At 61.9% G+C, this 19,450-nt stretch carries 21 protein-coding genes; 7 read left to right on the forward strand and 14 right to left on the reverse strand.

Annotation, left to right across the window (positions count from 1 at the left end; translation table 11 throughout):
* The first annotated feature begins 21 nt into the window (after positions 1-21).
* A complete protein-coding gene (locus ACN0VH_RS09175; protein WP_417700428.1) occupies positions 22-1,020 on the forward strand; it encodes a polyprenyl synthetase family protein in 999 nt (332 codons plus the stop codon).
* Between the two features lie 10 nt (positions 1,021-1,030).
* On the opposite strand, the gene ACN0VH_RS09180 is transcribed toward ACN0VH_RS09175, so the two are convergent.
* From ACN0VH_RS09180 to soxR, 4 genes are all read right to left on the reverse strand, one after another.
* On the reverse strand, positions 1,031-1,852 hold the full coding sequence (locus ACN0VH_RS09180) for a 4-(cytidine 5'-diphospho)-2-C-methyl-D-erythritol kinase (RefSeq protein ID WP_417700429.1): 822 nt from the start codon (positions 1,850-1,852) through the stop codon (positions 1,031-1,033).
* A complete protein-coding gene (locus tag ACN0VH_RS09185; protein WP_417700430.1) occupies positions 1,842-3,602 on the reverse strand; it encodes a tetratricopeptide repeat protein in 1,761 nt (586 codons plus the stop codon). The genes ACN0VH_RS09180 and ACN0VH_RS09185 overlap by 11 nt, the downstream gene beginning before the upstream one ends.
* A 181-nt stretch (positions 3,603-3,783) precedes the next feature.
* Complete coding sequence (locus ACN0VH_RS09190; protein WP_278923259.1) at positions 3,784-5,433, reverse strand: electron transfer flavoprotein-ubiquinone oxidoreductase; 1,650 nt, start codon at positions 5,431-5,433, stop codon at positions 3,784-3,786.
* A 173-nt stretch (positions 5,434-5,606) separates the two neighbouring features.
* Positions 5,607-6,086, reverse strand: coding sequence for a redox-sensitive transcriptional activator SoxR (gene soxR, locus ACN0VH_RS09195; protein WP_417700432.1), 480 nt, complete (start codon positions 6,084-6,086; stop codon positions 5,607-5,609).
* Positions 6,087-6,195: 109 nt separating this feature from the next.
* On the opposite strand from soxR, the gene ACN0VH_RS09200 reads away from it, so the two are divergent.
* The 3 genes from ACN0VH_RS09200 to ACN0VH_RS09210 all read left to right on the forward strand — a co-directional run bounded on the left by ACN0VH_RS09200 (position 6,196) and on the right by ACN0VH_RS09210 (position 8,519).
* Positions 6,196-6,579: a VOC family protein gene (locus ACN0VH_RS09200; protein ID WP_278923261.1), complete on the forward strand. Its 384-nt coding sequence runs from the start codon at positions 6,196-6,198 to the stop codon at positions 6,577-6,579.
* Between the two features lie 260 nt (positions 6,580-6,839).
* Entirely contained in the window at positions 6,840-7,310 is a 471-nt protein-coding gene (gene greA, locus ACN0VH_RS09205) for a transcription elongation factor GreA (RefSeq protein WP_278923262.1), read from the forward strand.
* 129 nt (positions 7,311-7,439) lie between these two features.
* Positions 7,440-8,519, forward strand: coding sequence for a hypothetical protein (locus ACN0VH_RS09210; protein WP_417700433.1), 1,080 nt, complete (start codon positions 7,440-7,442; stop codon positions 8,517-8,519).
* A 125-nt stretch (positions 8,520-8,644) separates the two neighbouring features.
* Here the strand turns inward: ACN0VH_RS09210 and ACN0VH_RS09215 are convergent, their stop codons facing one another.
* The 4 genes from ACN0VH_RS09215 to fdhD all read right to left on the reverse strand — a co-directional run bounded on the left by ACN0VH_RS09215 (position 8,645) and on the right by fdhD (position 12,134).
* Positions 8,645-9,901, reverse strand: coding sequence for a molybdopterin-binding protein (locus tag ACN0VH_RS09215; RefSeq protein WP_417700434.1), 1,257 nt, complete (start codon positions 9,899-9,901; stop codon positions 8,645-8,647).
* Positions 9,902-9,969: 68 nt separating this feature from the next.
* Positions 9,970-10,461: a molybdopterin-guanine dinucleotide biosynthesis protein B gene (gene mobB, locus ACN0VH_RS09220; RefSeq protein WP_278923265.1), complete on the reverse strand. Its 492-nt coding sequence runs from the start codon at positions 10,459-10,461 to the stop codon at positions 9,970-9,972.
* Positions 10,458-11,093, reverse strand: a complete 636-nt coding sequence (gene mobA / locus ACN0VH_RS09225) for a molybdenum cofactor guanylyltransferase MobA (protein WP_417700435.1) — start codon at positions 11,091-11,093, stop codon at positions 10,458-10,460. Before mobA ends, mobB begins: the two co-directional genes overlap by 4 nt.
* A gap of 147 nt (positions 11,094-11,240) precedes the next feature.
* Positions 11,241-12,134 carry a formate dehydrogenase accessory sulfurtransferase FdhD gene (gene fdhD, locus ACN0VH_RS09230; protein ID WP_417700436.1) on the reverse strand — a complete coding sequence of 298 codons (894 nt, stop codon included), beginning with the start codon at positions 12,132-12,134 and terminating at the stop codon, positions 11,241-11,243.
* Positions 12,135-12,189: 55 nt separating this feature from the next.
* Between fdhD and ACN0VH_RS09235 the strand changes: the two genes are divergently transcribed.
* Positions 12,190-12,945: an AzlC family ABC transporter permease gene (locus ACN0VH_RS09235; protein WP_417700437.1), complete on the forward strand. Its 756-nt coding sequence runs from the start codon at positions 12,190-12,192 to the stop codon at positions 12,943-12,945.
* Positions 12,942-13,274, forward strand: a complete 333-nt coding sequence (locus ACN0VH_RS09240) for an AzlD domain-containing protein (protein ID WP_278923268.1) — start codon at positions 12,942-12,944, stop codon at positions 13,272-13,274. The genes ACN0VH_RS09235 and ACN0VH_RS09240 overlap by 4 nt, the downstream gene beginning before the upstream one ends.
* An 80-nt stretch (positions 13,275-13,354) precedes the next feature.
* Here ACN0VH_RS09240 and ACN0VH_RS09245 read toward each other — a convergent pair whose 3' ends face one another.
* The 5 genes from ACN0VH_RS09245 to ACN0VH_RS09265 form a co-directional block, all read right to left on the reverse strand.
* Positions 13,355-14,008: a hypothetical protein gene (locus tag ACN0VH_RS09245; RefSeq protein WP_278923269.1), complete on the reverse strand. Its 654-nt coding sequence runs from the start codon at positions 14,006-14,008 to the stop codon at positions 13,355-13,357.
* A gap of 9 nt (positions 14,009-14,017) precedes the next feature.
* On the reverse strand, positions 14,018-14,152 hold the full coding sequence (locus ACN0VH_RS09250) for an aa3-type cytochrome c oxidase subunit IV (RefSeq protein WP_278923270.1): 135 nt from the start codon (positions 14,150-14,152) through the stop codon (positions 14,018-14,020).
* A gap of 224 nt (positions 14,153-14,376) precedes the next feature.
* Positions 14,377-14,877, reverse strand: a complete 501-nt coding sequence (locus ACN0VH_RS09255) for a DUF6173 family protein (RefSeq protein ID WP_417700440.1) — start codon at positions 14,875-14,877, stop codon at positions 14,377-14,379.
* A 36-nt stretch (positions 14,878-14,913) separates the two neighbouring features.
* Positions 14,914-15,960 (reverse strand): MBL fold metallo-hydrolase, encoded by a 1,047-nt coding sequence (locus ACN0VH_RS09260; RefSeq protein WP_278923272.1) that lies wholly within the window; start codon positions 15,958-15,960, stop codon positions 14,914-14,916.
* A 2-nt stretch (positions 15,961-15,962) separates the two neighbouring features.
* The gene (locus tag ACN0VH_RS09265; RefSeq protein ID WP_278923273.1) at positions 15,963-17,666 is read right to left on the reverse strand and encodes an acyl-CoA dehydrogenase; all 1,704 of its coding nucleotides are present in this window, start codon (positions 17,664-17,666) and stop codon (positions 15,963-15,965) included.
* 181 nt (positions 17,667-17,847) lie between these two features.
* Here ACN0VH_RS09265 and ACN0VH_RS09270 point away from each other — a divergent pair, with 181 nt between their 5' ends.
* Positions 17,848-18,822, forward strand: coding sequence for an L-threonylcarbamoyladenylate synthase (locus tag ACN0VH_RS09270; RefSeq protein ID WP_278923274.1), 975 nt, complete (start codon positions 17,848-17,850; stop codon positions 18,820-18,822).
* Positions 18,823-18,842: 20 nt separating this feature from the next.
* Here ACN0VH_RS09270 and ACN0VH_RS09275 read toward each other — a convergent pair whose 3' ends face one another.
* Positions 18,843-19,400, reverse strand: coding sequence for a YqgE/AlgH family protein (locus tag ACN0VH_RS09275; RefSeq protein ID WP_278923275.1), 558 nt, complete (start codon positions 19,398-19,400; stop codon positions 18,843-18,845).
* Positions 19,401-19,450 lie beyond the last annotated feature (50 nt).

Here is a 19,450-nt window from a genome sequence, read left to right on the forward strand (position 1 = left end):
AGCCTGAAAGCCGGGGAAGCAATGAACCAAATCACAACGCAAAAACCACATGACTTGCTTGCCGCGACCCTGAGTTCAGAAATGGACGCGGTCAACACATTGATCCAGACCAGAATGGCGTCAAAACACGCCCCCCGGATCCCCGAGGTGACCGCCCATCTGGTCGAGGCCGGCGGCAAGCGCCTGCGGCCGATGCTGACCCTCGCGGCCGCGCGGCTCTGTGGCTATGAGGGGGCGCATCATGTCAAACTGGCAGCCACCGTCGAATTCATCCACACAGCGACCCTGCTGCATGATGATGTGGTTGACGAAAGCGGCCAGCGCCGTGGCCGCCCTACCGCCAATCTGTTGTGGGATAACAAAAGCTCGGTTCTGGTTGGCGATTACCTGTTTTCGCGTAGCTTCCAGCTGATGGTGGAAACCGGCTCGCTGCGGGTCCTGGACATACTTGCCAATGCCTCTGCCACCATCGCCGAGGGCGAAGTCCTGCAAATGACCGCCGCCTCGAATCTCTCTACCGATGAAGCGGTCTATCTGCAGGTGGTGCGGGGCAAGACCGCCGCGCTTTTTTCCGCCGCAACCGAGGTCGGCGGCGTGATCGCCGAGGCCCCTGCCGATCAGATCAAGGCGCTCTATGACTATGGCGATGCCCTGGGCATTGCCTTTCAAATTGCCGATGACCTGCTGGATTATCAAGGCGACAGCAATACAACCGGCAAGAATGTCGGCGACGATTTTCGCGAACGCAAACTGACCCTGCCGGTGATCAAGGCGGTGGCCCAGGCCACAGAGGAAGAGCGCCGGTTCTGGCAGCGCACCATCGAAAAGGGTCAGCAGGCCGAGGGCGATCTGGAACAGGCCCTTGCCTTGATGGCAAAATACGGCACCCTAGAGGCCACCCGTCAGGATGCGCTGCATTGGGCGGAAACCGCCACAAAGGCCCTGACCGCGCTGCCGGATCATCCCATTCGCAAAATGCTGCATGATCTGGCCGATTATGTCGTGTCACGCCTGAACTAGCCTGGTCGCGTCAGGTCAGGCTGACAGCCCGGATCCACCAGTCGGGGTGCTCGGTGCCGATCTGATAGGCGGCCTTATGGGCCGCCTTTTTGCTGGCATAAAGCGCAAAGCAGGTGGCACCGGACCCGGACATGCGGGCAAGCAGTGCGCCAGAGCTGGCGCCCAGATCCCCCAGCACCCGATCAATTTCAGGGGCAACGCGCCGGGCCGCTGGCTCCAGATCGTTGCGCTGTTCTGCCAGCCAGGCAGCGCAGTCCGATGGGCTGGAAAAGGTGGGGATCGTCGCTGGCATTGGCGGATTGTCGCGGCTTTGCAGTCCCGAAAACACCGCCCCTGTCGGAACATGGCAGCCGGGGTTGACCAAAAGCGCCTGCAGCTCTGGCAGATCAACCTTGGTGATCTCCTCGCCAATGCCACGCATACGGGCGGCCCGTGCAAGGCCGCAGACTGGCACATCCGCCCCCAGTGACAGCGCCAAGCCAGGCGGGATCAGCCGCCCCTGCGCCGCCAATGCCCGCAGCAGGGCGGCTGCATCGCAGGACCCGCCGCCGATGCCTGCCCCATGCGGCAGCTCTTTTTTCAGGTGAATATGCCCCTGCCAGCCCATACCAAGCGCGGCCTGCCAGACAAGATTACGCTGATCATTCGGCACGCCTTCGGCAAAGGGACCAGACAGGCTAAGTGCCATCTGCGCGGCCGGTTCCAGTTGCAGATGGTCACCCAGATCGGCAAAGACCACCAGAGAATCCAGCAGATGATAACCATCGGCGCGCTGGCCAGTAACATGCAGGGTCAGGTTGATCTTTGCCGGGGCAAAGATATCAGCCTTCATTGGCGACCTGCAAAGGGGCTGCACCTTCTTGCTCAAGCACTTGATCCAGACCGATTTCCAACTTGCTGCGGATCCGGTCGGGGTCAGCCTCGCCATCCCCCTTGCCACTGCGAATGAAGGAGAGGGCGCGCTTCCACTGGAATTCGGCTTCGCGCTGGCGGCCCACAGCCCAGTAGACATCGCCCAGGTGATCATTGACCACTGGATCCACCGGCATCAGCTCGACCGCGCGTTCCATATGCGCAACGGCCTCTTCATACCGGCCAAGCCGATAGAACACCCAGCCCAGGCTGTCGACGATATAGCCCGAATCCGGGCGCGCCGCGACGGCCTGTTCGATCATGCCCAGGGCTTCCTCCAGCTTGTCATCTTTTTCGATCAACGAATAGCCAAGGTAGTTCAGCACCTGCGGGCTATCGGGGCGCAGCGCGAGCGACGCGCGGAAATCGGCCTCGGCCTTGGGCCATTGCTTTAGCCGTTCGTGGGCAATGCCACGCGCGTAATACAGGAACCAGCGACTGCCGGCATCCTCGGCCAGATAGGACAGGGCAGTGTCATAGGCCGCGACAGCGCCGATATAGTCCTCTTGCTGCCGCAGCAAATCGCCCAGGCTGATCGAGATCTGCGGCAGGGTGGGGAAATCCTGCACCAGCTGTTCCAGCACCTCGGCGGCGGCATCCGGTTTGGCGGCCCGGCGCATTGCCTCGGCGCGACCCATTTCAGCGGCGTAGTATTCGGGATGGGTGTTTGGCACCTGTTTGTAGGTGGCAATCGACAGCTCATAGCGGCCCAGCTGATCCAGCAAATCAGCACTGAGCAGGATCGCATCAATATGCTGCGGGCTAAGCGCTGCCGCCACACGGGCATACATCAGGACAAAATCGCTGGCGGCTTCACCGCTCATCACGGCGGCCAGGGTAAAGAACACCTCGGCGATGCCATCACGGGCGGTACTGGCAATCGAAAAACCCAGCGCTTCGCCAGCGGCAAGCCGGGCGCGAATGTCATCCAGGGCCGGGTCCGTGGCACTGCCAAAGCTGGCCTCCAGCGTGGCCAGCGCCTGTTCGTTTTCACCCAGCTGAGACAGGATTTCGATCCGGGCCAGCGCCGCGCGGCGCGACAGCCGCGCCAGCTGGCCGTCATTGGCTGCAAACAGCGCCTCTGCGCCGTCGTAATTGCCAGCCGAAGCCAGTGCCAGTGCCTTGTGGTAAAGGGCAAATGGGCGCAGGGCCTCTTCCTCGGCGATGCGATCAAACACCGCCAGCGCCTTATCAACAGAGCCAACCCCCATATGCGCCCAGGCTTCGACCAGCCCATCCACCAGCGGGTGGATTTGTCGGCCCTCGTCGTCGCTTTCCAGTATGGTCTGGAAATCCTCAGCCAGGGCAAAGCCGCCAACCATGACTATATTGGCCGCCTGGCTGCTCGCGCCACTTTGCCAAAGCCGCTCGGCCACCGGGATTGCCTGTTTCATCTGGCCCTGGGCCAGATGGGCAAAGACCACGTTTTCCATCAGCAGCGGATTGGACGGATCCCGTACCAATGCACGGGTATAATAGTCTGCTGCCGCGGAAAAATCGCTTTCATAGGTGGCCGCCCGGCCCGCCAGATAGGACCCGGCCAGCCCCTCGGCCACTGCGGGTTGCGTCGCCAGCGCCCCTGTGGCGGCCAATGCGGCCAGGGAAACGAAGGGGCGGAAACAGAACGTTGGGGTCAATACAGGCAGGTTGCGAAGAAATGATACCGGCACCTGGGGGCCTCCTATGCGTGTGCGCGTCGCTTGGAGAGAAAGCGTAGTGCGGCAGACCCTGACACGCAATGGGGCGACCCGAAGGCCGCCCCAATTTTGCGTGATTTCCGCCGTTTTGCCGCACTACAGGCTATTCGTCGCTGATTTGGCGCACAGAGGCACCCATCGCGGCCCTGTGGCGTTACATATTAGGATAGTTCGGGCCATCGCCGCCCTGGGGTGTGGTCCAGGTGATGTTCTGGCTTGGGTCTTTGATATCGCAGGTCTTGCAGTGCACGCAGTTCTGGAAGTTGACCACAAACTCCGGCTTGCCATCCTTTTCGACCACCTCGTAAACGCCCGCCGGACAGTAGCGCTGTGCCGGCTCGTTGAATTTTGGCAGGTTGGTCGAGATCGGCAGGCTTGGATCTGCCAGATGCAGATGGCAGGGCTGGCTTTCTTCGTGATTGGTTGCGGCAAAGGACACATTGGTCAGCCGGTCAAACGACAGCACACCATCGGGCTTGGGGTAGGCAATCTCTTTGTGCTTAGAGGCTTCCTCGGTTGCTTCGGCATCGTTTTTGCCATGCTTGAGCGTACCAAAAAGCGACAGGCCCAGGATGTTGTTGGTCCACATGTCCAGACCACCCAGCATCAGCGAGGCCATCAGCCCCCATTTGGACCACATCGGCTTGACGTTGCGCACCATCTTGAGATCCTTGCCGATGGCGCCATCGCGCACGGCGGTCTCGTAGTCGGGCAGCTCATCACCGGAACGATCGGCCTTGATCGCCGCGTAGGCGGCCTCGGCTGCGGCTTTGCCTGACAGCATGGCGTTGTGGTTGCCCTTGATGCGCGGCACGTTGACCATGCCGGCAGAACAACCCAGCAGCGCCACGCCAGGCGCAACCAGCTTGGGCATCGACTGATAGCCGCCTTCAGTGATCGCACGCGCACCATAGGCGACGCGCTTACCGCCCTTCAGCAGATCCGCAACCATGGGGTGATGCTTGAAGCGCTGGAATTCCATGTAGGGGTACAGATGTGGGTTCTTGTAGTTCAGGTGCACCACAAAACCGACGTAAACTTGGTTGTTGTCCAGGTGATAGATGAAAGAGCCACCACCAGCATTGGAGTTCAGCGGCCAGCCCATGGTGTGGGTGACGGTGCCTTCCTTGTGCTTGGCGGGATCAATTTCCCAGATCTCTTTCATGCCAACGCCGTATTTCTGCACGTCCTTGCCCGCGCCAAGATCATATTTGGCAATGACCTCTTTCGATAGCGACCCGCGCACACCTTCGCCAAGGAAGACATATTTGCCATGCAGTTCCATGCCTGGCTCGGTGTTGGGACCGTAAGAGCCATCCTGTTCCAGACCAAAGACCCCTGCAACCACGCCTTTGACTTCGCCCTTGTCACCGTAGACCAGCTCGGAACAGGACATGCCGGGGAAGATTTCAACGCCCAGCTCTTCGGCCTGCTCGGCCATCCAGCGGCAGACATTGCCCATCGAGACAATATAATTGCCGTGGTTGTTCATAAGCGGCGGCATCGGGAAGTTGGGCACGCGGATTTGGCCTGCTTCACCCAGCATGTAGAAGTTGTCTTCTTTTACCGGCACGTTCAGCGGCGCGCCTTTTTCTTTCCAGTCCGGGATCAGCGCATCCAGACCGCAGGGGTCCAGCACTGCACCAGACAGGATATGCGCCCCCACTTCAGAGCCCTTTTCCAGCACCACGACCTCTAGGTCGCTGTCCAGCTGTTTCAGGCGGATCGCGGCTGAAAGACCAGCGGGGCCAGCCCCTACGATCACCACGTCATATTCCATTGTTTCGCGTTCGATCTCGGCCATAGAGGTGCTCCTTGGCTATTGTATTCGCTACCGGTCCCATCGCTGGGGGCGAGCTGGGCGTAATTTTCTTTCGCGGTTGCTTAGCGTTTGGCAACATACCAGGTCAATCCAAACTCTGCGTTAGTTGCATCAGATCCGCGCTTTGCCGCAGGGGCAAAGGCATTTTCCGCCGCTCAGGCCCCTTTTTCCGGCGTCGCGCGCGGCTCTGGGCTGTCCCCCATCAAATATCGCGGCCCCTTTCCCTTGTAGGCGGCCTGATCCTGCGGATTGTAAAGCGCACATTTGGGTAAAGACAGGCAGCCGCACCCAATGCAGCCATCCAGATTGTCGCGCAGCTTTTGCAGCGTGTCGATTCGTGCATCCAGATGGGCCCGAAACCCGGTTGAAATACGCGCCCAATCCTGTGGCGTCGGGGTGCGCCCGCCCGGTAGGTCCTTTAGCAGCCCGCCGATTTCCGGCAGCGAAAACCCAAACTTCTGGGCAATCATGATGAAACTTAGACGGCGAATATCGGCGCGATGAAACCGCCGCTGACCTCCGGCATTGCGCCAGGGTTCCAACAGGCCCTGCGCCTCGTAGTAGCGAATCGCTGAAACCGCCAGGCCGGTGCGTTCGGACAGATAGCCAATGGCCACCCCTGCTGATTTTGCCATTTCTCGGAGACCTCTCATGTTCTGAAATAGTGCTTGAGCTAAAGTTAGGTTTAGGAATTACCGTAAGGCGACTCAGGTCAAAACGCTACTGAATTTAAGGAGAAAGCCGATGAGCGCCGTTTTGGAACATGCCAATATTACCGTCACCGATCCCAAGACCACGGCCCAATGGATGCAAGCAGTCTTTGGCTGGCACATCCGCTGGTCTGGGGCGGCCAAGGAGGATGGCTTTACCATCCATATAGGCGGCGATGACAGCTATCTCGCGCTCTATACCCCGGCGACGCAGCCCAGCGCCGGGCCACGCAGCTATGGTATGCGCGGCGGGCTGAATCACTTGGCGGTAACAGTCAGCGACCTGGACGCCACCGAAAAGGCGGTGATCGCCGCCGGTTTCACCCCACAGAACCATGCCGACTACGAGCCGGGGCGGCGGTTCTACTTTCGCGATCAGGACGAAATTGAATACGAAGTGGTGCAATACGATGATTGATCTCTTGTGGCAGGCCCAACTGCCCCGCCTGCCAGATCACGGCATCTTTCCGCGCAGTCCAGGCCCAAAAACCGCAAAATCGACCGATTGAGCAGATTTGCCTGTGGACAGCCCATTGCCACCTCTTGAAATCTGCGCCCGGATTAGGTCAGGTAACTGCTAACACCAAGCTCGGCCCCGCTGCACTCTGTGGCGGGGCTCTGCCTTTGGTAAAAGCAACAACAGCTAGTGCGCTAGCCTAAATGACCTGGACCCAAGATATGGAAAAGATCCCAATGACCTCTGCGGGTCACACCGCACTCGAAGCTGAACTCAAGAACCTGAAATCGGTCGAGCGACCCAATATCATCAAGGCAATCGCAGAAGCCCGCGAACTGGGCGACCTTTCGGAAAACGCCGAATACCATTCGGCGCGCGAAAAGCAGTCCTTCATCGAAGGTCGCGTCAAAGAGCTTGAGGGCATCCTCAGCCTTGCCGATGTCATTGATCCGGCCAAGCTTTCCGGCTCTGTCAAGTTTGGCGCCAAGGTAACCCTGGTCGATGAAGACACCGACGAAGAAAAAACCTGGCAGATCGTCGGCGAACATGAGGCCAACGTGGAGGCAGGTTTGCTGAACATCAAATCCCCCATTGCCCGCGCCTTGATAGGCAAAGACGAAGGCGACAGCGTCGAGGTCCGCACACCGGGCGGCGTACGCGGGTACGAAATTCTGGCCATTGCCTACGGCTGACACGTCAACTGACTGATACACGCGCTGGCAGCCCGCACCTAGTGTCTTGCCAGCGCCCGCAAAACCACTAGCCTTGTTTCTGCAAACCCTGATTTCAACTGACCCAACCTCCGCATTGCGAGCTCGCACATGACTGCCCAGGATGCCTCAAAACGCCCCTCTCCCTTTGCCGGGCACGGCGCTGACACTGGCCTTTCAGGTCCAAACTCTGCGGGCAAGGGGCTACCGGGATCGCTGCTATCAGGCAACGACCAGGACAGCAGCGGCCTGGGCGGCGCCGAAGTGGTGGCGATTCTGCTGGCGGTGTTCTGGCTCTTGCTGGTGCTTGCGCTTTACCTGCTGGCACCTGCGGACCAGGGCCTGGCCCACTGGACGCCAACCCTGTTGACAGCGCTGGCAGTGGCCCTGCCACTGGTGCTGATCTGGGTCACCGCCTCTGGTCTGCGCTCGGCCCGGCAGATGCGCAGCGAATGCCAGCGCCTGCAGGCCGCCATCGACGGCCTGCGCCACAGCTATCTCAGCCATGCACAGCTGTCGGATGCCACCGACAACCCGACCGTCAACCAAAAACTGGCAGAAATCGCCGAAACCGCGCGCAAGACGGAAACCGCGCTGGCCACCTTCCAAAGCAGCCGCACTGCCGCTGCACGCCCCGCCGTCCCGCCAGAGGCCACGCGTCTCGCCACCGAGGATCAGGGCAGTCTGGCACTTGGCACCTCGGCCGAAGACATGGCCCTGCCGCTGCCGACAGGGCAATTCATCCGGGCCCTGAATTTCCCCGAAACCGCCGAGGACCAGGAGGGCTTTGCCGCCCTGCGCGCCGCGCTCAAGGATCGCAAGGCCGCCCAGGTGGTGCAGGCGGCGCAGGATGTGCTGACCCTGCTCAGCCAGGATGGCATCTATATGGATGACCTGCGCCCCGACATGGCCCGCCCCGAAATCTGGCGGCAGTTTGCCCAGGGCACCCGAGGCCGCGCCGTGGCCGCACTTGGTGGGGTGCGCGACCGGACCTCTTTGGCGCTGACCTCGGCGCGGATGAAACAGGATCCGATCTTCCGCGATGCGGCGCATCACTTCCTGCGCCGGTTTGATCGCATGTTCGCCGAGTTTGAAGCCCGCGCCAGCGATAGCGAAATCACCTCGCTTGGCGATACCCGCACCGCCCGCGCCTTTATGCTGGTGGGCCGGGTTGCAGGCACCTTCGACTAAAACCTATCGCGTGTTTTAGATGCTCAAGACCTGCCCCACTTTTACGCAACATGCTCTCAGGGCAGCGGCGCATGGGGCGCATGGGGCGCATGGTACACCTCAATGCGCCCCAAGCAGGACCAGGCTCAAAGCATGAAACTGCCATAGGGGATAAAGCGCACGCGGTCACCCGGCTGGATATCGGCAGCGGCGTCGCCCAGCTCGACCAGCCCCTCGGCCCAGCTCAGCCCTGAAATCCGGCCCGAACCTTCGGATTTGAACACCTCGACCCGCCCGTCGCGCACGCGGGCGCGCAGGTATTCGCGCCGTCCCGGCTTTTTGCGCTTGGCGAAACCGGCAGGCAGATCAAATCCCTGCGGACTGTGCCAGCCGCTGCCCGCCATCAGGCCAATCGCCGGGCGGGCAAAAATCAGGGTGCAAACCAGCGCCGCCACCGGGTTTCCCGGCAGGCCAAAGACCGGGACCCCATCCCACATGGCCAGCGCCAGCGGGCGGCCCGGTTTCAGCGCGATGCGCCATTCCTGCAGCGCGCCGCTTTCGCGCAGCAGCGCCGAAACATGATCTTCATCGCCCGCCGAGGCACCGCCGCTGGTCAGAATGACATCCACCTCGGCGCGGGCGCTGTCAAACCGGGCGCGCAGGGCGTCGCGGTCATCGGGCACCCGCCCCAGATCCACCGGCCTCGCCCCCATCTGGCCCAGCAGGGCCAGCAACATGGGACGATTGGCATCATAGATCTGCCCCGGTGCGGCCGCGTCCCCCGCCTCGCGCAGTTCATCCCCGGTCGACAGCACCCCAACGCGCAGTGGCAGATAGACCACAAGATCCGAGAGACCGGCCGCAGCGGCCAGGGCCAGATCCGCCGGGGTGACCACCCGGCCCGCTGGCAGGATCACATCACCTGCCGCCACATCTTCGCCCGCCTTGCGGGTATTAGCCCCAAGTTTCAGCGGGCCGCGAAAGGCGATTTCACCCGCCCCAAGGGTCACGTCTTCCTCCAGAATGACCGTCTCCACCCCCGCAGGCAGGGCCGCGCCGGTCAGGATGCGGATCGCCTGCCCCGCAGGTACTGCGCCGCGATAGGCCAGCCCGGCAGCCGCCCGCCCAGGTACCAGCGGCATCACATGGGCCCCTTCAGGCACCGCACCGGCAAAACCATAGCCATCAACCGCCGTATTGGGCTGCGGCGGGTTGGCACGCTGCGCGATCACATCCGCAGCAAGCACCCGCCCGACCGCGGCAGAGAGCGGCACGGCCTCTTGTCCGACCACCGCCCGCAGCCGCGCCCGCAAGAGCGATAGCGCCTCGTCGACCGGCGTCCAGTCGACCCCGGCGGGCAGGGAAAAACAATCATTGCGCAGCGGCGGTGGTTTCAGGGTCATCAGGTGGCTCGCAGTCTATCGGCATTGCTATGGGCCGGGCTATAGGGGTGGGTATGGGCGGGCAAAACTCAGAGCGCCAGATCTGCGGCGATGAAATCCGCAATACCGCTGGTGTCATCCAGATTGAACACCACCCGGTCGCTTTCCAGCGGCACATCGCTGGCCAAGGCCCGGATCGTGCCATCCCCCGGCGCAATCAAGGGCTGCCCCGCCGCCGCACGGTGGGCTTCGATCTTGGGATGAGGCGCGCGTTTGTAGCCCTCGACCAACACCAGATCAACCGGCGATATCCGCGCCAGAAGCTCTTGCAGCGTCGGCTCCTTTGCCCCGCGCAATTCCTGCATCACGGCAACCCGGTGGGCCGAGGCCAGCACCACCTCCGAGGCGCCGGCCATGCGGTGCCGGTGGCTGTCGGTGCCGGGCTGGTCGACATCGGTGCTGTGATGCGCGTGTTTGATGGTGGAGACCTTGAGACCGCGATCGGTGAACTCGCTCACCAGCCGTTCCATCAGCCCGGTCTTGCCGCAGTTCTTCCAACCGGTAACACCGTAGAGTTTCATTGCAGCAGCTCCTCGGCCCGGGTCAGATCCGCAGGCGTGTTTACGTTGAAAAAGGGATCAAAGGGGTCCGCGTCAAACAGCGCTTCACGTCCCTGATGCTGGTCCGTCCAGATCACCACCTTGCGCAGCCCATCCTGCAGCGCCGCGCGCAGATCATCGCGCAGGGCAACCGGCCAGAGGCCAAAGGTCGGGTGGCGGTTCACCTTGCTGCGGCCGCCCGATTTCAACTCTTCCCCGGTGCGCGGCGTTGTCGCCAGCACCAGCGGATGTGTCTGGCCCTGCGAGGCTGCAAGCAGCCGTGCCACCAGATCTGTCGGAAAAAACGGCGTATCGGCAGCGGCGGTGACGATGGCTTCTGCCCCCTGCCCGGCGGCCCAGTCAAGCCCGGCTAGCACCCCCGCAAGAGGGCCGGCAAAGCCTTCGATACTGTCGGCCACCACGGGCAGACCCAAATCAGCAAAGCGCACCGCATCGCCATTGGCGTTCAGAGCCATCCCAGCGACCTGCGGTGCCAGCCGATCGCGCACCCGCGCCAGCAGGCTTTGGCCGCCGATCTGCAACAGCCCCTTGTCGCCGCCGCCCATCCGGGTGGCAAGCCCGCCTGCGAGGATCACGCCCAGGGGTTTGGTCATCATCAATTCTCCGACCCGTTAGAAAGTTTTACCATCAGCAACTCTTGGCTCTGGACCAAAGGTCCCCCACTAGCCACCCAGCATAGCGCGTCACCCCCATGGGTGGGCGCTGTGCTGGCGCGCGCGGACTGCCCATTCCTTCGTGCCTCATTCCGCGCTTTTCCGGCGATGTTTCTTTGCCTCAACCGGCGCATCGCGCGGATCCATGTCGCGCTCCAACCGTTCGTCGCCGGACAGACAGGTGAACCGCTGGCCCCGCATACGGCCAATCAGGGTCAGCCCCACCTGCTGGGCGATCTCGACGCCCCAGGCGGTAAAGCCCGAGCGCGAGGCCAGCACCGGGATACCCATCATCGCGGTCTTAATCACCATTTCGGATGTCATCCGACCGGTGGTATACATGATCTTGTCTGCCGCTTCGACGCCTTCGGACAGCATCCAACCGGCGATCTTGTCCACCGCGTTATGGCGGCCCACATCCTCCATATAGACCAGCGGACGATCCTGCTGGCACAGCACGGTGCCATGGATCGCCCCGGCCTCCAGGTACAATGACGGCGTGCGGTTGATCTTATGCGCCAGCGCATAAAGCCAGGAGGATTTCACCGGGGTATCGGGCAATTGCACGCCCTCCAGCCCCTCCATCATATCGCCAAAGACGGTGCCCACCGCGCAGCCCGACGTGCGGGTCTTTTTCTGCAGCTTTTCCTCATAGCTGGTCTCGGATGCGGTGCGCACCACCACGGTCTCCAGCTCTTCGTCATAATCGACGCGCAGGATGTCTTCGTCCGGCGACAGCATCCCCTGATTGCGCAGAAAGCCAAGCGCCAGATATTCCGGGTAGTCGCCAATGGTCATGGCGGTGACAATTTCCTGCCGATTCAGATAGATGGTCAGCGGTCGTTCTTCGACCACCGACAGCGCGACAGGTTCTCCGTGTTCATTGCGGCCAGTGACCGCGCGGGTCAGGCCTGCCGCGCCGGGATCAGGCGCGATCAGATAGTCTGCCAAAACCTCAGCCAGGTCAGAAGTATTTCCCAATTGCAGAGCCTCGCAAAGCTGCCTACCAAGTTCACATTGAACTTAGGATGGGCGCATGGCTTTCACCACCACGAAATCGGCTTTTTGGAAAGGCATGCGGGACAGCGCGCCCTTTCTTCTGGTCTCGGGTCCTTTTGGCCTGCTGTTTGGGGTTCTCGCCGGGGAGGCGGGACTAAATGTCGCTGACGCCCTGGCCTTTTCACTGGCGGTTTTTGCTGGGTCTGCCCAGTTCACCGCGCTGCAACTGCTGCAAGAGAACACGCCGATAATGATCGTGCTGATCTCGGCCTTGGCGGTCAACCTGCGGGTGGCGATGTATTCTGCCTCGCTCACGCCCTATCTGGGCGATGCGCCCCTTTGGCAGCGGGCCTGCGCCGCCTATCTGGTGGTGGATCAGTCCTATGCGCTCTCGGTGGTGAAATTCGAAACCGAACCCGAAATGACCGTGCCCCAGCGCATGGCCTATTTCTTTGGCACCAATGGATTAGTGGCACCGGGGTGGATGATTGCCACCCTGACTGGGGCGCTGGTGGGGGCCCAGATCCCCGCAAGCTGGGGGTTGGATTTTGTCCTGCCGCTGGCCTTTCTGGCGATGATTGGCCCGATGCTGCGCACCCCGGCGCATCTGGTGGCCTGCTTTACCGCCATCACGGTCTCGCTGCCGGCCACCTTGATGCCCTATAACCTGGGGCTGATTGTCGCCGGGCTGGCAGGCATGATGGCAGGCGCCCAGGCCGAGCTGTGGTTTGAACGCAGGCTGGCAGGCCAGGCTGACCCCCAGCAGGCCAACAAACAGGAGACCCCGTCATGAATGGATTCACCCCGGGCGAGCTGTGGTTTGTCATCATCGGGCTGGCCCTTGGCAGCTTTGGCCTGCGCTTTGCCTTTATCGGCTTCATGGGCGGGCGGCCCATGCCGGAGTGGCTGATGCGGCATCTGCGCTATACGGCGGTGGCGATCATTCCCGCCCTTGTGGCGCCCCTTGTGGTCTGGCCCTCAACCACCGGCGGTGCGCCAAGCCTGCCGCATCTGGCGGTGGCAGCGCTGACCTTTGTTGTGGGCTATCTGACCCGCAATGTGCTCTGGGCTCTGCTGAGCGGCGTCAGTGGCTTTTTGCTGCTGTTCTATCTGGCGGCCTAGGACGGCACAAGAAACGGCTGAACGGGTTACCGTTCAGCCGCTCTCGATCTTCACAATGGTCCGCAGATACCTGATGCAGATTACTGGCTCAGGGTCACGTTCCCTTCGGCCAGGGCCTTTTGCAGGTCCGGATCGTCATCTTCGTAGTATTTTGTGGTGACAACACCGGGCATGGCCGCAAACTGTTCAGACAGTTTCACCGGATAGAAGGTCACCTTCATATCCTCGAACCCGGGCAGCTGGCGCAGAATGGACGCGGTGGAATTGGCGCAATAGGCCCCCGCAACCCGGCCATTGCTGACCGCCAGTTCATAGGCCCGCTGCGCCTGGGCTGGTGTAACTTCCAGCCGCTGCATCACCACATGGTGGGTGCTGCGCGCATGGGCACCGCGATAGGCCAGAACCACAGGTGGCGTGATGCCAAACAGGACATCATTTCGTTCCGGCACCACATCGGCATAAAAGGATCCGGCGGGATCAAAGATCACCCGCTCGGAGGCATTGATCATCAGTGATGTATGCCCCCCGGCCCCGGTGCGGTTGTTCACCATGGTGAACAACGTCAGCGCCGGCGGGCCGTTATGCACATAGCTGGCCGCCGCCAGGGTTGCCGCATCGGCATTGGGTTTCTTTTGCTCCGAACAGCCCGCAACGGCAACGCAGCCCACCAAAAGGGCCGCCCGCAGCGCAACACGGCCCGGTGCCCGGTGCCACAGCACAGAAGCTGATGTCATCTGCAATAATCAGGTCGCAAAGACAGCAAGGAACAGCGCCAGCAGCACCAGAAAGATGCCAAAGCGCGTGGTGAATGTAATGAAGCCTTGGTAGGTCTGCTCTTGTACTTTGCAGTCCATGGTGCCGTGTTTGTGTTCAGCCATGACAGATCTTCCTATTCGTCTATGTTTTCTGCTGGATACTGGATTTCAAATCGCCTGTCACCACGTCATTGGCGCGCAGGGGCGTGAAAACCCTGGCCTGCGGCCTGCAGGGCGCGGCTTTTGACCGCCAGCCGCCTCTTGGGACGGCCCTATCCAGACCACCGCGCTCGAATCGTCCCCTTGGCAACACCGCAGGCAACACCAAAGCGCGGGCGGTCTTTTGATCAGACAGGTGCCGCCGGATCGGTCGCCACGGGCAGCTCTGCGACAGCAGGCTCTGCGTCCAGGTCGCTGGCCAGACGAAAGCCGATGCGATTGGCCGGCACTTCCTTGCGCGGCTTTGGCAGCGCCCGCAGCATCACGTTCATCTGGCTGACATGTTGCACCAGCTGGGTCTTGGCGCCGCTGGCTTCGCTGCCATAGAAGGTGATGATATCGGGGTCATAATAGCCCATACCTTCGATGCGCAGCACCCCGGCGTCGCCACCGACAAAGCCCATGGCAATCTCATGCTCGGCATCCAGCTGTTTCTCAAAGTTCTGGATATAGAGGATCAGCCGTTCATAGGCCCAGCGTGCCTCGCTTTTGGCGGCGTCCTTTTGCTGCAGCTTTTCTGGCACCGCGCCCAATCCCTGGCAGGCCTCTGGGTCGGTATGGACCTCGTGCACGCAGGGCAGCACCGCCGCCTCGACCGCCTCGGCGCTGGTTGAAATCTTGTTGTCCATGGCGCGTTACTCCCCTTATCCGGGGTTGCCCCCGATTTATTCCTTGCTCTGGTACAGCCAGGCACCATCGTCCCGTTTAACACGGCTGACGCGCCCGGTGTGATACAGATGATTGACATGGGCCACCGCCTCGACCAGTGCAAGCCCATACTCGCCTTCGCCAATCTTACGCTTGAACAGCGGTGCAAAACAATCGGCTGCCGTCTTGGGGCTGTCCAGGTAGTCAACCAGACGATCCAGCCCGCCGTGATGGTTGTCGATCAACTGTCGCATCCGCAGCGGCAACCGGGTAAAAGGCAGCTTGTGCCCGCCCAGCGCCAGATGATCGGCCCGCGCCAGCGGCGCCAGCCGCTCGCAGGCTTCCAGCCATTCGCCCAAAGGGTCGGCCATGGGTTCGGTGGCATAGACGCCGATATTGGGACTGATAGAGGCCAGAATCTGATCGCCGCTGATCACCAGATTGTCATCCCGGCTCCAGAAGGTGACATGTTCCGGCGCATGGCCATTGCCCATGTGCACATCCCAGTCACGCCCGCCCATGCGAAAGACATCGCCCTGCTGCACGCGGGTAAAGCCGAGCGGCAGGGGATAGACCATATCGGCAAAGTTAAAGGGCCGGTCGGCCACCCGTTTGTCGTAAATTTCAGGAGCCATGCCAGCGCTGCGATAATAGGCCAGGGTTTCTTCGGGCCAGGTTTCCTGCACATCCAGCGTCAACATCCGGGCAAACAGCCAGGCGGTGCGGCTTGTAACCAGCTCGGCCCCGTGTTCCGACTGGAACCAGCCGGCAAGCCCGATGTGATCCGGGTGGTGATGGGTGCCCACCACCCGGCTGATCGGCTTGCCCTTCAAGGGGCCTGCCATCAGGCTTTCCCAGATTTCGCGGCTTTGGCGGGTGTTGAACCCGGTGTCTATTACCGTCCAGCTGTCGCCCTCGTCCAGCGCATAGATATTTACATGGTCCAGCTTCATCGGCAGCGGTTGGCGCAGCCATAGAACGCCTTCGGCCACTTCGATCACCTCGCCTAGGGCGGGTGGTTCTGTCCAGGGCGTGCGCGGGCCAACTTCGGGAACACTTGCCATGATCAGCCTGCCAATTCTTCAAGGTTAAGCGCAAAGGTGCCGGCGGCGCCTTCCTGCACATGGGTCAACAGACCCAGATGCTCTGGCAGCATCCGCTTGATGTAGAAGCGGGCCAGTTTTTCCCGTGGGCCGCCCTTACCGGCAATGGCCGCTGTCAGGTGGTAATGCCCGCCCAGCACCCGCGCAAAGGCGCGCAGGTACGGCACCGCCCCGGCAAAGCGATCCTGCAGGTCATCCTGCTCCACCAGCCATTCGGTGGTTTCGCGCAGGGATTCGCAGGCCTGCCATAGCGCTTCGCCCATATTGGGGTGTGTGGCACGGGCCCCTTCGGCCTGGGCCTCGATCTCGTCGATGATCCGGTAGGCCATATCGCCGCCATCCATCATCTTGCGCGCCACCAGATCCATTGCCTGGATGCCATTGGTGCCCTCATAGATCGAGGTCACCCGCACATCCCGCAGGAACTGCGCCGCGCCGGTTTCTTCGATAAAGCCCATGCCGCCATGCACCTGAACCCCCATATCTGCAACGCGAATACCAGTATCGGTGCCAAAGGCCTTGGCAATAGGGGTAAGGAAGGCGGCCCGCGCCTTCCAGTCGGCGGCCCCGGTGGCGCTGTGCATATCGGTGGCATGGGCGCAGGCCAGCAGGATGGCGCGGGCGGCATAGGTATCGGCCTTCATCTCCATCAGCATCCGGCGCACATCAGCGTGATCCGCAATCACCCCCGAGGCAGATTTGCCTTGTTTGCGTTCCAGCGCATATTCCAGCGCCTGCTGCGTAGCGGCCTCGGCGATGCCAGCCCCCTGGCCCCCAACGCCAAGGCGCGCATTGTTCATCATGGTGAACATCGCCGCCATGCCGCCGTGTTCAGGCCCCACCAGCCAGCCCTTGGCACCGTCAAACTGCATTACGCAGGTCGGGCTACCGTGCAGACCCATCTTGTGTTCCAGGCTGACCACGCCCAGCGTATTGGCCGCCCCCAAAGAGCCATCTGCTTCCGGTAGGAATTTTGGCACCAGGAACAGCGAAATTCCCTTGGTCCCGGCCGCGCCATCGGGCAGCCGCGCCAACACCAGGTGGCAGATGTTTTCCGCAAAGTCATTATCCCCCCAGGAGATAAAGATCTTCTGGCCCGTCACCGCATAAGAGCCATCGCCATTTGGTTCCGCCCTAGAGCTGAGCGCCCCCACATCGGATCCCGCCTGCGGTTCCGTCAGGTTCATGGTGCCGGTCCATTCGCCGGAAATCAGCTTGGGCAGGTAAAGCGCCTTCAAATCATCGCTGGCGTGATGTTCCAGCGCTTCGATCTGACCCTGGCTCATCAAGGGGGCCAGTTGCAGCGACAGGCAGGCAGCGCTCATCATCTCGTTCACGGCGCTTGTCAGGGTCATCGGCAGCCCCATGCCGCCATGTTCGGGGGCCGCGCTCATGCCGATCCAGCCGCCCTCGGCGATGGCGCGAAACCCCGCGCCAAACCCCGGAGATGTCTGCACCGTTTTATCTTTCAGTACGGCTGGCTGCAGGTCGCCCCCGCGTTGCAATGGCGCCATCACCTCGTCGCACAGCTTGCCCGCCTCGCCAAGGATTGCCGAAACCACGTCTGCGCTGGCCTCGCTGAACCGCTCGGTCTGGGCGATCTGGTCAAAACCGATCACGGTGTTCAGCAGGAATTCATACTCGGATACGGGGGCACGGAAGGTCATGGGCGTCCTCTTGTCGGCCGGATACTCTCGTCGGCCTGAATTTATCGACCAAAATGGCCGTTCACGGGTAATACCGGGTGCAAGGCTTGGCATTGCCACAGCCGCCCGGTATGTCTGTTTAGCTGTTCGATTACCTAACTGCAGCCCCTTTGCAATCAACCAAAACGCCGCGTCACCAAAAATGCCAGAAAACACTGCCCCCAAAGCAACCGAAATACTGCCTGCGACAGCGGCTGGCCTGACCCGTGCTGCAGATCTGTTGCGCGCTGGTGAATTGGTCTCTTTCCCAACAGAAACAGTCTATGGGCTGGGGGCAGATGCCCGGCAGGGCAATGCGGTTGCGGCGATTTATGCCGCCAAGGGACGTCCCAGTTTCAATCCGCTGATTGCCCATGTGGCCTCGGCCAAGGCCGCAAAACGTCACGTCATCTGGAACGCCTGGGCGGAAACCCTCGCCCGCGCCTTCTGGCCGGGACCGCTGACCCTGGTGCTGCCGCTGGCGCCGGATCACGGGATCTCTGATCTGGTCACTGCCGGGCTGGATACACTGGCGGTACGTGTTCCGGCCCATCCCACCGCACAGAGGCTACTATCAGAACTGGATGGTCCGCTGGCCGCACCCTCGGCCAACCCTTCGGGACGCATCAGCCCTACCACTGCCGATCATGTCATGGCCGGTCTCTCCGGGCGGATCGCCGCCGTGGTCGCGGATGGCGCCTGCGGCGTTGGGCTGGAATCCACCATCCTGGGCCTGGCCGGTGACGCGCCCGTTCTGCTGCGCCCGGGTGGTCTGGCCGCCGAGGATATCGAGGCAGCTCTGGGCCGGCCCCTGGCCACACGCGACCTGCACGATCCCCTGACAGCGCCCGGGCAGTTGTTGTCACACTACGCGCCACAAGAGCGCGTGCGGCTGAACGCCTCAGCCCCGCGCGCGGGCGAATGCTACCTCGGTTTTGGCCGCTACAGCGGCGCCCGCGCCCACGATCTGTCGCTGTCGCCAACGGGTGACCTGGTCGAGGCCGCCGCAAATCTCTTTGGACACCTGCATCAGCTGGATACCCTGGGGCAGCCCATCGCCGTAGCCCCCATTCCGGAGACCGGGCTGGGGGCGGCCATCAATGACAGGTTGCGCCGCGCCGCGGCCCCCCGCGACTGATGACCTGACGCGGGCCCGTCTCAGGCGGTGCCCGCACTGGCCGAAAGCGTCAGCGGGTCGATCCCCAGAGACCCCAGCGCCGCGCCCCATTTCTCGCCATCCTCGGTGTCAAAAATCAGCGCATCCGTGCTCTCGGTGGTCAGCCAGCCATTGGCGATGATCTCGGCCTCCAGCTGCCCCGGCCCCCAGCCGGCATAGCCCAGCATGATCAACAGCTGCTTTGGCCCGTTGCCCTGAGCAATATCTTCCAGCACATCCAGCGTTGCGGTCATCCCATATCTGGGCGGCACCCGCAGCGATTTTATCCGCGACTCGTACTCCTGCGAGTGCAGTACAAAGCCACGCTGGGTCTCCACCGGACCGCCAAACCGGATCGCCTGGGCACCCTGTTCGGCATCGGTAACCGGAATTTCCAATTGGGTCAGAAGATTGTTCAGCTTCACATCGGGGGCCACCTTGTTGATGATCAGCCCCATCGCCCCCTCATCACTATGGGAACACAGGAAGATCACCGAATGTTCAAACCGTGGATCACCTATGCCCGGCATTGCTATCAAGAGTTTCCCGGTAAGATCCATGCTCCGCCCTTTCTTATATTCCAAAATAGCGCCACACCAGCATGCCGCCC

Origin of the sequence: Pseudophaeobacter sp. (genome assembly GCF_048267565.1) — a bacterium.
GTDB classification, from domain to species: Bacteria; Pseudomonadota; Alphaproteobacteria; order Rhodobacterales; family Rhodobacteraceae; genus Pseudophaeobacter; species Pseudophaeobacter profundi.

What these genes read in the sequence shown, in the direction of transcription:
- ACN0VH_RS09250 (WP_278923270.1), bottom strand. Translation starts at nt 14,152, where the DNA reads ATGGCTGAACACAAACACGGCACCATGGACTGCAAAGTACAAGAGCAG.
- ACN0VH_RS09275 (WP_278923275.1), bottom strand. Translation starts at nt 19,400, where the DNA reads ATGGATCTTACCGGGAAACTCTTGATAGCAATGCCGGGCATAGGTGAT.
- soxR (WP_417700432.1), bottom strand. Translation starts at nt 6,086, where the DNA reads ATGGCAAAATCAGCAGGGGTGGCCATTGGCTATCTGTCCGAACGCACC.
- ACN0VH_RS09270 (WP_278923274.1), top strand. Translation starts at nt 17,848, where the DNA reads ATGCCAGAAAACACTGCCCCCAAAGCAACCGAAATACTGCCTGCGACA.
- ACN0VH_RS09245 (WP_278923269.1), bottom strand. Translation starts at nt 14,008, where the DNA reads ATGACATCAGCTTCTGTGCTGTGGCACCGGGCACCGGGCCGTGTTGCG.
- ACN0VH_RS09260 (WP_278923272.1), bottom strand. Translation starts at nt 15,960, where the DNA reads ATGGCAAGTGTTCCCGAAGTTGGCCCGCGCACGCCCTGGACAGAACCA.
- ACN0VH_RS09235 (WP_417700437.1), top strand. Translation starts at nt 12,190, where the DNA reads ATGGCTTTCACCACCACGAAATCGGCTTTTTGGAAAGGCATGCGGGAC.
- ACN0VH_RS09255 (WP_417700440.1), bottom strand. Translation starts at nt 14,877, where the DNA reads ATGGACAACAAGATTTCAACCAGCGCCGAGGCGGTCGAGGCGGCGGTG.
- mobB (WP_278923265.1), bottom strand. Translation starts at nt 10,461, where the DNA reads ATGAAACTCTACGGTGTTACCGGTTGGAAGAACTGCGGCAAGACCGGG.
- ACN0VH_RS09265 (WP_278923273.1), bottom strand. Translation starts at nt 17,666, where the DNA reads ATGACCTTCCGTGCCCCCGTATCCGAGTATGAATTCCTGCTGAACACC.
- mobA (WP_417700435.1), bottom strand. Translation starts at nt 11,093, where the DNA reads ATGACCAAACCCCTGGGCGTGATCCTCGCAGGCGGGCTTGCCACCCGG.
- ACN0VH_RS09215 (WP_417700434.1), bottom strand. Translation starts at nt 9,901, where the DNA reads ATGACCCTGAAACCACCGCCGCTGCGCAATGATTGTTTTTCCCTGCCC.
- ACN0VH_RS09180 (WP_417700429.1), bottom strand. Translation starts at nt 1,852, where the DNA reads ATGAAGGCTGATATCTTTGCCCCGGCAAAGATCAACCTGACCCTGCAT.
- ACN0VH_RS09175 (WP_417700428.1), top strand. Translation starts at nt 22, where the DNA reads ATGAACCAAATCACAACGCAAAAACCACATGACTTGCTTGCCGCGACC.
- ACN0VH_RS09200 (WP_278923261.1), top strand. Translation starts at nt 6,196, where the DNA reads ATGAGCGCCGTTTTGGAACATGCCAATATTACCGTCACCGATCCCAAG.
- ACN0VH_RS09190 (WP_278923259.1), bottom strand. Translation starts at nt 5,433, where the DNA reads ATGGCCGAGATCGAACGCGAAACAATGGAATATGACGTGGTGATCGTA.
- greA (WP_278923262.1), top strand. Translation starts at nt 6,840, where the DNA reads ATGGAAAAGATCCCAATGACCTCTGCGGGTCACACCGCACTCGAAGCT.
- ACN0VH_RS09240 (WP_278923268.1), top strand. Translation starts at nt 12,942, where the DNA reads ATGAATGGATTCACCCCGGGCGAGCTGTGGTTTGTCATCATCGGGCTG.
- ACN0VH_RS09210 (WP_417700433.1), top strand. Translation starts at nt 7,440, where the DNA reads ATGACTGCCCAGGATGCCTCAAAACGCCCCTCTCCCTTTGCCGGGCAC.